Genomic DNA, 12631 nt, shown 5'->3' on the forward strand with positions numbered 1-12631 from the left:
ACACAAGCGGCTGGCAGCTCCCGGAGGCAGCCGGACTAGTCGATGGTCAGGCGCTTGCTGATGGTGCCAGCGGCCGTTTGCATACGCACCGTGTAGATGCCCGGGGCCAGGCCGGGCAGCGCAAGCGGCCGCAGCAGCTCGGTGCTGGCGGCCAGCGTCTGGCGCAGCACGGTTTGGCCCAGCGTGTTCAGCAACGCCACTTCCACGGCCTGGGCGCTGAGCGCGGCGGGCAGGGCCAGCGAAACGCTGCCATGAGCCGGGTTGGGATACAGCGCCACCTGCTGGCTGATGGCCGCCGGGGCAGTGGCCAGCACGCGGTTTTGGGTGATGACCAGCGTGAAGCGGCCGGCAGCGGCCGGGCCAGCCGTTAGGTTCACGGCGTAGCCTGCGGCCTGGCTCAGGTCGAAGAAGGCGCCGGTCTGGGCGTCGCGCAGGTAGGCGTAGCGGCCGGCGGGCAGGTTCAGGAGCTCGGTGGCGCGCAGGGTGTAGATGCCGGCTTGCGGCGCTTGCACGCGCAGCGGCACGTTCACGTCGGTGGCACCGAGGGCAGGCAGCGCGTTGATGGACAGCAACTCGGTGGCGCTGAGCTCGGTGGCTAGCACGGGCACGCCGGCCGCCGTGAGCTTGTAGGCATCGGCCGTGGCATCGAAGCCGGCCGTGGCGCCGCTGCTGAAAGTGACAACCGCCTCATCGGTCGGGCCGGTAGCGCCGCGCAGGTCGAGGCGCACCAGTGGGTCGGTGGCCGCGCTGCCGCGCTGGAACACGGGGCTGGCGTAGGTGGTGGCGCGGGCCGAGTTAGCGAAGTTGATGGCGCCCGGCGTGGCCGCCGAGGTGGTGCGCACAAAGAAGCCCTGGGCCACGGGCAGCAGGTTGGTGCCGCCGTTGGTGCTGGCGCCGCCGCGCACGTAGCTGGCGTAAGTGCCGGCATAGGGCCCGCTGGAACGGAACACGTACACGGCCGCGTCGAGGCCGCTGGTGCTCACGGCTTCCCAATCGAGCGGGGCAGGGTAGGGGTTGCCGAGCAGCTGCCAGCCCGACTCCGGCTGCGCGCTGCGCGTGAGGCCGGTGCGGCTGATGCTGCCATTATTAAGCGGGCCCACAAAATCCACGAGCTGCGTGCCGCTTAGGTTCACGGAATAGCCTTGGCCGGGAATCAGCGCATCGCCCAGCGTCGTGGGCGATTCCCAGCCGTAGTCGAACGCGCTGGTGGTGGGCGCGGCCGAAGCAAACAGGCGCGAAGAATTGTAGCTGAATACCGTGGGGAAGGGCGTTACGGTGTTGCCCACCGTGTTGTAGTTGGGGTTCACCACGGGCGTGAAGCTAGCCGTAGCCAAATCGGCCACCGTGCTGCCGCTCACCGGCGGCGCGTAGTGGCGGTAGCCCAGGCCCGAATTATTGGGCGTGATGTAGCGCTGCACCGTGGCGTTGCCCACCACCGCGCCGCTGGTGTTCACGACCATGGCCGTGCCCGCCGCATCCGAAAGCAGCGTGAACGCCTGCCCGTTGGTGGTGAGGTTGCCGTTCAGCGTGAGCAGCTGGCGCACGCCGGCCGCCGCGGCCAGATTGGCGCCGGCTGCGCCCACGGTCAGGTTCTGGAAATTGGACGGGCTGGTGCCGCCGATGGTTTGGGCGGCCGCGCCGGCCAGCGCGATGGTGCCGTTGCCGCTGCCAGCCAGGGTACCGCCGTTGTTGGTGAGGTTGCCGGTCATGGTGAGCACGCTGCCGGCCGGGGTGGTGAGGCTGGCGCCAGTGCCCGACAGCGTGACGCTGCGAATGGCCTGCGCCCCGCTCACGGTGGGCTGGTTGGTGGCGTAGCCGGGGAAGACGGCATCGTCGGTGGCCAGGGGCACGGTGTTGACGACGGCCGACGACACGGCCGAGTTCGTGGGCGTGTTAGAGCCCGAAATCCAGTTGCTGCCCACGTTCCAGGCGCCGCTGGTGTTGCCGGTCCACATGGGGCCGGTGTAGGTGCTGGCCACGTAGCCGCGCATCCACACCAGCGCCGCGCGCTCGGTGTTGTCGGCGTTGGCGAGGTTGGCGCCCTGGGCGGTGCGCCAGTGGCCCACGCGGTAGCCCCACAGCGTGATGCCGCGCACGGCCGGGTTGTCCCAGAGAAGCGGGAAAATGCGCTGGTATTCGGCCAACTGCACGGCGTCGGTCAGGCCGTCGAGGTCCAGCTCGGTGGCGTAGAGCGGCAGGTTGGTCGAAGCCAGCAGCGCCAGATTGGCCTGAATGGTGGCCGTGGGTATCCCGCTGAACGAGAAGGCATGCGCCTGAAAACCAACGCCGTCAATCAGGCCACGCGCTTTCAGCAGGTTGATGATGTTGACGTAGGTGGTGGCGCGGGCCGTTGAATTCTCCACGCTGTACTCGTTAATCATGAGCTTGGCGTTGGGGAAATACTGGCGGGCCAGTTGAAACGAGGTAATAATCCAGTCGAAGCCCGTGGCCCCGGTGCCGCCCAGGGCGTTGATGTATGCCCCGCCGGTGGGGTTCACGCTGCCCGTGGGGTTGGTGGGCGAGCCCACCACCACAAAGCCGGTCGGCGGCGCATTGATGGGCTCGTTCACCACGTCGATGAAGTCGATTTTGGGGTAGCGGGCCGCCACCGCCGCAAACCATTCGTTGATTTCGGTCAGTTGTTCGGCCGGGGTGAGGTTGTACATCCAGGCCGGCTGCTGCGAGCCCCAAATCAGGGTGTGCATGCGAAACGAGCTGCCGGTGCTGATGGCTTGGTTGTACGCCGCGTCCAGGTCGGCCCAGTTGAAGGTGCCGCGCGTGCTTTCCACGCTGCCCCACTTGCCGCCGTTTTCGGCCGTCACGCTGTTCCAGTAGTTGCCAAAAAACGGCGCCTGTTGCGGGCTGTAAGCACTGCCCAGGTATTTGGGCTTGCCCGTGGCCAGGGGCGGGCCCGACGGCGTGAACGTGACCGGCGGGGTCACGCTGCCTTGCGCGCCGGCATCGAGGTTGGCGACCGTGAAATACAGCCCCGTTTGGCCGAAAACGAACTTATCGAAATCGAGCCCGTCCTCGCGGGCTCCAATCTGGAAGGTTTGCGTCAGGGCGCCGGCCGGTACCGTAAAAGTGACCAGCGGGGTGGAGCCGAAGGTGCTGAATTTCGACAAGTTGACCCACTTCCAGACGCCGGTGCCGGCGCCGCCGCCGCCGTCCACGGGCAGGATGCCTGCGGTGTAGCCCACGGTGTTGAGGCCGTTGGCATTGGTCCAGTCGCTGGGCGTGGCCGGGCCTTTGGCGCCAAAGCTGCTGCCGTAGAAAAAGCTGTCGTCGTTGGCGTTCCCGGCGTTCACGCGGATGCGGGCGTACAAATCGTAGGTGCCGGCCCCGGGAAAGGTGACGGTGTAGCTCAGCACCCGGTTGGCCGTGGCCGGGGCCGAGGCGCCCACCCCGCCGCCCGGCGAGCCGGCCGCCGTGTACGCCGATACGTCGGTGAGGCTGGTGGCGTAGGTTACGGCCGGGGCGGCCGTGGTGCGGAACGCCCAGTCGCCCTGCGCGGCGCCGCTGATGGCCGCCCCGGCCGAAACGCCGGTTTCGGCCTCAAACGGCACCGGCGCGTTCTGGGCCGATAGGCTGAGGTGGCCGCTGAAAGCAGCCGCCAGCGTAAGAAAAACGCGTTGAAGTTTTTTCATAGAAAAACAAGTTTGGGTGGGATGGTGGAAAGAAAAACCTGACGCTGAGGGCCCTGTTGGCACCCGCGTCGGATTAAAAGTATGCCCCGGCTTTCCAGATTAAATGCCTGTTTTTCTAGTGAATAGACAAGATTTTTATCGGCAACGATTGTGATAGTTACACAACCGTTGCCGATAGATGAAGCAGGCCAAAATTTTATTAGCAGCCCGCGGGCACTGGATTTATCAGCGCAGCAAAAAGGGCTTCCGCCGCAGCAGAAGCCCTTCCAAAACCGTAACAATCGATGGCAATCCGAGAGCCTACTCCACCACGAAGCACTGGGTGCCGCTGCCACCGGCGGAGCTGACGCGCACGGCGTAGAGGCCGGGCGCGAGGCCGCGCAGGTCCAGCTCGGCGCGGGCGCCTAGGGCGGCTTGTTGGGTGCGCACAGCGCGGCCCAGCGCGTCGAGCAGGGTGAGCGCGGCCGTGGCGCCGCCGGGCCCTGCCGGCAGCTGCACCGTAGCGCTGGTGTGGGCCGGGTTGGGAAAGAGGGAGAAACTCAAGGAGCCTTGAGCTGTGGTCGTGGCGGTGAGGGTGGGGTCAGTGAGGGAAGCGAGGAAGGCAGCAATGTTGCTTGCTGGAGAAAGTGATAAGCTACCAAAGTAGGTGGGCATGCTATTAAAGAAGCCTGCCGCGTATATATTTCTGCCCGCTACTGTCAAACATCGTATTTCCTCGCTGAGAGAGCCACTGATTTGTTGCGCCCAAGCAAATGTGCCCGTATTGCCATTGTCCGTTAATTTGGCGACGAAGGCATCGTCATAGGTAATGCTGGGATTAAGCGTATTTATAAGCATAATGCTGCCAAAAGTGGCAGTGGTGTTGAAGAAAAAGCCAGCCAGGAAAATGTTGTTGCCGCTCACGGCTAAGCCGCCCAACCGAGTGTAGCCGCTGACCTGCTGTCCCCATACAAAATTGCCAGTATCGGTGAGCTTACCCACGAAAGCATTTTGACTTGAGCCATTGGCATTGGTCAAGGAAATCCCGCCGAGCATAATGGCATTGGGATAAAGGCCGCTTACATAAACGGATGTTCCATTCACGGCAATGCCAGTGAGATAGTCGTTGCCGGAACCAGCAACTTTTTGTGCCCAATCGAAAACACTTGTGCTGCCAAGGTCTACAAGTTTTGCCACAAAGCCATCGGCACCGCCAGAAGCAGCTAGTGTCGTATTGCCGAAGTCGGCAGCGGTACCGCCAAAGCCTCCCGTCAGGTAAACACTGGTTCCATTGACGGCTACCCCGGCGTTGTAATCATCCCCTACGCTGCCAGCCCGTTGGGCCCAAGCGAAAACGCTGCTACTGCCACCATCTACGATTTTGGCTACAAAGGTATCAGTGCCCCCAATGCTACTAAGATTGTGAGAGCCAAAGCTGGCTACGCCCGTAAAGTTGCCGGTTGTGAATACCCCAGCGCTGGTTACGGCGATGCCGCCCGCGCGGTCATCGCCCCCTCCACCGGCGCTCTGCGCCCAAATAAAATTGCCTGCATTGCCGCTATCCACCAGCTTCGCCAAAAAAACATCGTAAGTGCCAGCAGTCGTATTGGTGAGCGTGATGCCTCCAAATGTGATGACGGCGCCATTGAAATCACCGGCCAGGTAAACATTATTTCCGCTGACGGCTATCGCCGAAATAGCGCTGCCAACAACGTGATTTGCCCAATCAAAAGCGGCTGTTGAAGAATTCCACTTGGCCACAAATAGGGCACTAATCCCTCCGCTTGTGAGCGAAGTGGGACCAAAACGAACCGTTCCCTGAAAGCGGCCGGCTAAGTAAATATTGCCGTTGGCATCGGCGGCTGTTCCACTAATAAAGCATTCGCCGCCTTGTCCCACTGCCATAGCCATCTGCCAGGCAGGGGCCTGTGCCCGCACTGCCGGCTCCACCAGCCACAGAAGAATCAAGAGCGCCAGCCCGGCACGCTTCCAAGCGAAAATCAGCTTCATATTGAGTGAAAATGAATGCTATGAGTGGAATGTCGGCTTAAATATATCCACACAAAGAAGCCCCGGTGCGCAGGCACCAGGGCCTTCCTGAATGATGGAATCAAGCGGCGAGGGATGCGTTCTGCAACGCCCGCGCTACCGCCCTCACCAAATCACCGCCCGCTGGGCGGCCGGACGTATCATTTTATCCCCCTCTTTGCAGCCAAACGCCGCCTGAAACTGCGGCATGTTCATCAGTGGGCCGATGGTGCGGTATTGGCCGGGCGAGTGCGGGTCGGTGGCAATTTGCTGGCGCAGGGCCTCGGGGCGAATGTTCTGGCGGCGCAGCTGGGCCCAGCTCAGGAAATAGCGCTGCTCAGGCGTGAAGCCGTCAAACTTCGGGCGCGGGCCGTTGCCGTAGCGCTGCTGCAGCTGCTTCTGCAGGGCGCCGTACACCACCGTGAGGCCGGCGAAATCGGCCAGGTTTTCGCCCATCGTGAGCTGGCCGTTCACGTGCACGGAGTCGAGCGGCGAGAAGGCGTCGTACTGGCGGCCCACCACGGCGGCGCGCTTCGTAAACTCGGCCGCGTCGGCCGGCGTCCACCAGTCGCGCAGGTTGCCTTCGGAGTCATACTGGCGGCCCTGGTCGTCGAAGCCGTGGGTCATTTCGTGGCCCATCACCCCGCCAATGGCGCCGTAGTTGATGGCGTCGTCGGCCTTGGGGTCGAAGAAGGGCGGTTGCAGGTAGCCGGCCGGAAACACAATCTCGTTCATCGGCGGGTTGTAGTAGGCGTTGATGGTGGGCGGCGTCATGCCCCACTCGTTGCGGTCGATGGGCTGGCCCAAGTGGGCGGCCTCGCGGCGGCTCTCCCACTGGCGGGCGGCCAGCACGTTCTTCAGGTAGCTCTCGCGGGTGATTTTCAGGGTCGAATAATCCTTCCACACGTCGGGGTAGCCGATTTTCACGCGCAGGGCGTTCAGCTTTTTCAGGGCTTCGGCCTTGGTGGGGGCGCTCATCCAGGTGTTGGTTTGGATGTGCTCGGCCATGCTGGCCTTGATGTTGTTCACCATTTCCAAGGCCTTGGCTTTGGCTTCAGGGCTGAAGGCCTGGTCGACGTAGAGCTGCCCGAAGGCCTCGCCCAGCGTCTGGTCGGTCACGGCCTGCATGCGCTTCCAGCGGGAAGCCTGCTGCTTGGCGCCAGTCAAGGCCTGGTTGTAGCGGAAAGAGGCCTCCGCAAACGGCGTAGGCAAGGCCGCGGCCGCGCCGCGCAGCAAGTGCCAGCGCAGATAAGTTTTGAGGTCGGGAGTGCTTTCGGTCTTCAGCACGGCGTTCACCTCGTCAAAAAATGCCGGCTGGCCGATGATGATTTCCTGCGCTTTGCCCAGCTGCAGGCCCGCCAGCAGGCCCTTGACGTCGAGCGCCGGGTAGCGCTTCTGGGCGGCCGCCACGGTCATTTGGTTGTAGTTGGCTTGCGGGTCGCGCAGCTCCACGGGCGTGCGCGAGGCCTTGGCCAGGCGCGTTTCGATGCGCTCCACGGTGGCGGCGTCGAGCTGGGCCACCGCGGGCGCGGCCCCCTGCAGGCGGAACAGCTCCTGCAGGTAGGCGCGGTAGGCTGTTTTCACCTTCTCGGTCCGGGCGTCGGTCTTGAAGTAAAACTCCCGGTTGGGCAGCGTGAGGCCGCCCTGGTTCATTTGCACGACGTATTGCGAGGTGTTTTTCTCGTCCACGTCCACCCCGATGCGGAACAGCACGCCAAAGTCCAGGTCCTGCAAATGAATGATTTCGGCGCGGAGGGCAGCGGCGTCGCGCACGGCCGCCACGCGGTCCAGTTCCGGCTTCAGCGGCGCCAGGCCGGCCCGGTCGATGGCGGCCGTGTCCATGGCAGCGGCGTAGAAGTCGCCCACTTTTTGCAGGTTCGAGCCGGGCGGAGCGTTGCGGTTGGCCGCCGCGTCTTCCAGAATCTTGCGCAGCAAGTCCTGCGTGCGGTTGCCGAGCAGGTTGCGCGGTCCCCAACTGCTGGCGTAGCCCGGCACGGGGTTGTTGCGCAGCCAGTTGCCGCCCGAAAACTGAAAGAAGTCGTCGCAGGGGTTCACCGTGCGGTCGAGGTCGGCCATGTCTAGGCCCACGCCTTTGGGGTAGCTCTCGGTGGGAGCGGGGGCGGCTGGCGCGGTGCTGGCCACGGGGGCGGGCTTGGTGCCGGCGCAGTTGGCCAGGGTCAGCGCCGCCGCCACGCCGAGGGAAGCAAGGTTTTTCATATGTGGAGAATCAGGATTTCAGAAGCAATGTAGCGTCAAAGACCCCAGCCGCTCCGCAGGATTGCACGAGGCTCACAGCCCGAAACCAGCACCTCATGCAGAGCGCAGCGAAGCATCTTTACCGCAATAGTAAAATAGATTACTTGCTGCGGTAAAGATGCTTCGCTGCGCTCTGCATGACGTTCTTCCGCTCACCACTCACCACTCGCTACAGCCCCAGCCGCTCGCGCAGCTGCTGATACAGCTTTTCGCCGTCGCTGGGGTGGTAGGCGCTGGCTTCCACCAGCCTTCCATTCTTATCGAAAATCATGTAAGTGGGCAGGTAAGGAATTACCTTCTCCAGCGACTTCTGCACGGCCTCCGAGGCCAGGTAGTGGGCACCGCGCAGGTTGTTCTTAGCCGCCAGCGCCGCCCACTTCTCCCGGAAGCCGGGCTTGTCGACGGAGATGTACAGCACCTCAATGCCGTTTTTGCTGGCAAACTCGTGCAGGCCGGGCTCGTGCCGGAACTCGGCAATGCACGGCCCGCACCACGACGCCCAGAAATCGACAAACACCGGCCGGCCCGCAAACTGCTGGCGCACCAGCCCCGCCAGCGTCCGCACCGTGTCGAGGCCCGGCGCAGGGGCAAAGGCCAGCGCCCGCGCGCCGGGCGCCAGCGTGCCAAAGGTCAGGTTCTGGCCCGCCACTACCGCCGTAGGCCCGTTCTTGGGCAAGGACTTGGCAATGATGGGATTATACGGACTTGCCGGAAACAGCCGCCGGTAGTCGGCCGCTACTTTGGCAAAGTCGGCCGGGCTCATGGCATTGAAGGCCAGCGCCGTGAGTAGCATGTCGCCCACGGCATGGCCCTGCGCAGCAGCGGGCAGGTAGTCGTAGCGGCTCATGCCCGAGTTCACCTGCGCAAACTGCGGGGTGTAACCGGCCCAGGTGCGGGCCGTGGGCGAGGGGCCGGGCAGCACGCCCTGCTCGCGCAGCCCCGCTACTATGGCCAGATTGCCCAGCGAACTGTAGCGGTAGCGGGGCAGGGCGGGGTTGTAGCGGGCGCACAGGGTCTGGGTCAGTTGGCGGGCTTCTGCCTCGGGCATTTGCAGATGCAGGTTGGCCTTGGCGGAGTCTTTAAAATGAAAGGCTAACGCATTGCCCGACCAGTAGAGCAGGCGTTGCTCCACTTCGGCCGTCAGCACCTCGTAGCAGCGCTGACTGATACTGTGCGCCTTCAGCGCGGCCGTGAGCAAGGCCTTGGGCTTGGTCGTTTCGGCTTCCAGGGCCGCCAGCACGGCTGCGGCCGTAGGCGCGCTGGCCAGCACCGTGCCGATGCGCTCGCCGCTGGCGAGGCCGCCACTCAGCAACTGGCCCTGCTCCAGCAGGTTGTTGCCGGCGGCGTTGGCGCCCGTGTACACCACCGTCGGCGGCGCGTTGCCCACCCCGGGCGTCAGGCTGAAGGTGACGTGGGCCCCCGGCTCCACAAATGACAGGTTGCGCGGCACGTACTTGCCATTGTAGCGCACAAAGCCCGTTTGCCCGTGCCGCAACTGGTAGCGGATGCGCCCGCCGCGCACCACCGCCTCGTTGGGCCCGTCGGTGAAAAAGTAGTTCAGCGGCACGCCCGGCAGGGGCTCGAAAATAGCCGCCGTAGTCGAGTCCGGCACACCGGTAAACCGGCCTTCGATGACGACCGACGCGGCGGTCGAAGCGGCTTTTTGGGCACGCAGCCAGCCCGGGGCGACGGCCAGCGCCGCCCCAAGCAGGCAAATTTGGTACTTCATTGCAGAAAGAAGGGGAAGCGTTATTTTTGGTAACTGGTGTAGGATTCCGAGAGGTACTTACCTGCACCGTCGAACAGCACGTAGGCCGGCCGGCGGCCCATCACAATTTCGGCCTGGTAGCGCGAGGGGCCGCCGTTGGGGTCTTTTACCTCCGATACGCGCAACAGGCGGGCCGAGGGGTAGTGCTGGGTGAGGTAGGCCAGCCCCGGGGCGGCCAGGTAAGGCACGCTGGCCGCCGGGGCCGGTGCGGCTGCGGCGGGGCTTATATCGTTGAATTTGTTGTTGAAAGCCAGCACTTCTGCGCTGTTCTCCTTGGCCTTGGTGGTCACAATGAGCACGCCATTGTTGGCCTCATCCCCAAAAATTTGACGGGCTTTCTCGTTGTCCTTAAATACGCTGATATTGGCAATGTTGTCAGGGCCAATATCTTTGATGTCACCAGTATAGCGCTGGCCATCTAAGTAAACCAGCGGGGCCAGCTTCTTGCCTGGGGTAACCAGGGTTTGCGCAGTGGCTGCCGCTCCAGCGGCCGACCGCGCCGCGCGGACTGTGGCCGGGGCATCTACTAATTGCTCCTGCGCGTTGAAATACAGCTTGTGCTTCTCGCCGTTGCGAGTCGTCACGCTGGCGTAGTACTGCACATGCGGCGCCTTCTCGGCTGCCTTTTCGCTGATGAAATAACCGCCAACAGTGCTGCCGGGGTAGGTTTTGGCAATGTAGGCCTTGATGCCTTCGGGCAACTGGTGGTCGGCCGGATTTACGGCTGGCTTAGGCGAAGCAACTGCCCTGCTGGCACGTTCCCGTGCTTCCGCCGCCGCCACTTTCTCGTTGAATGCCCGCACGTCGGCGCGGTTCTGATTCTGTTTTGAGGTAACAACCAGCACGTATTCGTCTTGCGGGTTCCCGGAGATTTTGCGGGCTTCTTCGCCTTCCAATGCAGTCATAAACGCTACATTTTCAACTCCGAGCTTAATTTCTTCTTCAACGGAACTTACCTTTCCGTCGAGGTAGTGGGTGGCGTGCTCCTCGTCTTGGTCTTGTTGAGCCAACGCTGCTTGGGTTGCCGCCGGCACCGCCGGCCCGGCGCCCTGCGCCCGCGCGCCCGAAAAGCCCAGCGTGGCGGCCAGCACCAACGGCCCGGCCACAAAATAGCGGGCCAGCTGCCCGGTCGAAGAAAGCGGTGTGTTCATCATAGCAACACGGTTTTTGAGGGTTGGAAATGTGAAATGCGAAACGAGGGCCGGGCCCGGCTGTGCCTGGCTCAGGCGCAGCAAGCTGTATTGGTAGGCGCGCCGGTCGAGGCCCGACTGCAGGGCAGCGTGGTCGGCCAGGTATTCCAGGTTGTCGAGCAGGGCGCGGCGCAGCAGCCAGGCCGCGGGGTTGCACCAAGCCGCCGCCTGGGCCACGTGGGCCAGCAGCACATCGAGCGTGTGCCAGTGGCGCACGTGCACCTGCTCATGGCGCAGCACGGCCGTCAGTTCCAGGGCGGGGTGTTGGGCTGGATTGAGGTAAATGGTTGACCCAAACGAGAACGGGCTGACGTCGCCGGGCAGCACCCGCACGGCCACGCCGCTCACCACCGCCGGCCGCGAAAGCCGCCGCAGCCGCGCCAGCGACAGCAGCTGCACCAGCAACCGCCCCAGCCCCAGGGCCACGCCCGCGCCGTACACGGCCAACGCCACGGCATTCCAGTCAATGGGCGCCGAAGGGGCGGCCGTCGGTTCGGTCGCCGGGCCGGTGGCCGTATCCATCAGCACCACCGCCACGGGCGCGGCCGGCTCCGGCGGCAGCAGCGCCGGCACCGGCAGTAGCGGATACACCGCCGAAAACAGCAGCGCAAAAAGTAGATAGAACCGGTTCAAGCGGAAAAACGTGAGCCGGCGCAACAGCCCAAAGTAGGCCAGTGCGAACAGCAGCAGCGCGCCGTTGGCCTTCAGCAGATACAGGAGCGTGGGCGACAGCATGGCTACTCCTCCTTCTTGCTTTCGATGAGCTTGATAATCTCCTGCAGCTCTTCGGCGCTGATTTTGTTGTCTTGCGCGAAAAACGACACCAACTCCTTATAGGAGTTCTGGAAGTGCTGCTTCACCAGCGTGCCCAGGGAGCGGCGCTGGTAGTCGTCGGCCGACACCACGGGCACAAAGCGGTAGGAATTGCCCAGCTTTTCGGCGCGCACGTAGCCCTTGCGCTCCAGGTTGCGCAGGGTGCTGGCCAGCGTGGTGTAGGGCGGGCGCGGCGCGGGCAGCTGGTCGAGCACGTCTTTCACAAAGCCGCCGGCGGGCAGCGGCCACAGCACGCGCAGGGCGTCTTCTTCGGGTTGGGTGAGGCGTTCCATAAAGCCGGTGAACTAGTTAATTACGATGATGTCGTAAATCTACGAAAATTTCGTAATTGTCAAACGGCCCGGCTGGAAATATGTTGTGATGAAATGAAAAAAGGCCTCCCCACGGATTGGGAAAGCCTTTTTTGGTAAGAAAAATATTGCAGGAACAGTGCGATGCTTGCCGACTTAGGAACCCACTTTGTCGGTCTGCTGAATCTGCAGCCACCGAATGGCCGCGCCTTCATCACCAAAAAACGAAATGGCGAAGGGCTTGTCGTCGTAGGCTTCGGCCGACACGTAGCCCGGCTGGTTCACAATGGCGTTGTGCAGCGCGGGCCCCACCAGATAGGCCACATACAGCCGCCCGTCGAGCCGCCGCGCCATGTCCGGAAAAAACTTGGTCAGCAGCCACTCGGTCGTGGAGGGGTCGTTGAGGGTGCGGCGGCGAATGTCTTGCAGCCAGAAGCGCGCCCTGTTGTCCAGGGCCGCGTCGGTCATTTGCTGGTACACGGACGGCAACTCGCGCGGGTCCGGCTGGTAGCCCCAGCGGCCCACCAGTATGTCGAGGTCGTCGCGGTAGGTGAACTCAATGAGCGGCGCGGGAAGGTCAGAAGTCATGGGCAAAAATCGGTCTTGCGCAAGGTACACGGCCGGCGGCACATGGGGGTT

General features: G+C 63.5%; 7 protein-coding genes. All 7 read right to left on the reverse strand.

Features of this window, described 5'->3' with window-relative positions; all coding sequences use genetic code 11:
- Nucleotides 1-35: 35 nt before the first annotated feature.
- The 7 genes from IC234_RS17215 to IC234_RS17245 all read right to left on the reverse strand — a co-directional run bounded on the left by IC234_RS17215 (nucleotide 36) and on the right by IC234_RS17245 (nucleotide 12580).
- Entirely contained in the window at nucleotides 36-3647 is a 3612-nt protein-coding gene (locus tag IC234_RS17215) for an endo-1,4-beta-xylanase (protein ID WP_190926991.1), read from the reverse strand.
- A gap of 300 nt (nucleotides 3648-3947) precedes the next feature.
- Nucleotides 3948-5636, reverse strand: coding sequence for a T9SS type A sorting domain-containing protein (locus IC234_RS17220; protein ID WP_190926993.1), 1689 nt, complete (start codon nucleotides 5634-5636; stop codon nucleotides 3948-3950).
- A 144-nt stretch (nucleotides 5637-5780) separates the two neighbouring features.
- On the reverse strand, nucleotides 5781-7871 hold the full coding sequence (locus IC234_RS17225) for a M13 family metallopeptidase (protein ID WP_190926996.1): 2091 nt from the start codon (nucleotides 7869-7871) through the stop codon (nucleotides 5781-5783).
- A gap of 208 nt (nucleotides 7872-8079) precedes the next feature.
- A complete protein-coding gene (locus tag IC234_RS17230) occupies nucleotides 8080-9639 on the reverse strand; it encodes a TlpA family protein disulfide reductase (protein ID WP_190926999.1) in 1560 nt (519 codons plus the stop codon).
- A gap of 20 nt (nucleotides 9640-9659) precedes the next feature.
- Nucleotides 9660-11603, reverse strand: a complete 1944-nt coding sequence (locus IC234_RS17235) for a M56 family metallopeptidase (RefSeq protein ID WP_190927002.1) — start codon at nucleotides 11601-11603, stop codon at nucleotides 9660-9662.
- Nucleotides 11604-11605: 2 nt separating this feature from the next.
- Nucleotides 11606-11974, reverse strand: a complete 369-nt coding sequence (locus IC234_RS17240; RefSeq protein WP_190927005.1) for a BlaI/MecI/CopY family transcriptional regulator — start codon at nucleotides 11972-11974, stop codon at nucleotides 11606-11608.
- Between the two features lie 174 nt (nucleotides 11975-12148).
- Nucleotides 12149-12580 (reverse strand): hypothetical protein, encoded by a 432-nt coding sequence (locus IC234_RS17245; RefSeq protein ID WP_190927007.1) that lies wholly within the window; start codon nucleotides 12578-12580, stop codon nucleotides 12149-12151.
- Nucleotides 12581-12631: the final 51 nt, after the last annotated feature.

Origin of the sequence: Hymenobacter armeniacus (genome assembly GCF_014699055.1) — a bacterium.
Lineage (GTDB): Bacteria > Bacteroidota > Bacteroidia > Cytophagales > Hymenobacteraceae > Hymenobacter > Hymenobacter armeniacus.

Coding starts and splice junctions, on each gene's coding strand:
- IC234_RS17215 (WP_190926991.1), bottom strand. CDS start 3,647: ATGAAAAAACTTCAACGCGTTTTTCTTACGCTGGCGGCTGCTTTCAGC.
- IC234_RS17220 (WP_190926993.1), bottom strand. CDS start 5,636: ATGAAGCTGATTTTCGCTTGGAAGCGTGCCGGGCTGGCGCTCTTGATT.
- IC234_RS17235 (WP_190927002.1), bottom strand. CDS start 11,603: ATGCTGTCGCCCACGCTCCTGTATCTGCTGAAGGCCAACGGCGCGCTG.
- IC234_RS17230 (WP_190926999.1), bottom strand. CDS start 9,639: ATGAAGTACCAAATTTGCCTGCTTGGGGCGGCGCTGGCCGTCGCCCCG.
- IC234_RS17245 (WP_190927007.1), bottom strand. CDS start 12,580: ATGACTTCTGACCTTCCCGCGCCGCTCATTGAGTTCACCTACCGCGAC.
- IC234_RS17240 (WP_190927005.1), bottom strand. CDS start 11,974: ATGGAACGCCTCACCCAACCCGAAGAAGACGCCCTGCGCGTGCTGTGG.
- IC234_RS17225 (WP_190926996.1), bottom strand. CDS start 7,871: ATGAAAAACCTTGCTTCCCTCGGCGTGGCGGCGGCGCTGACCCTGGCC.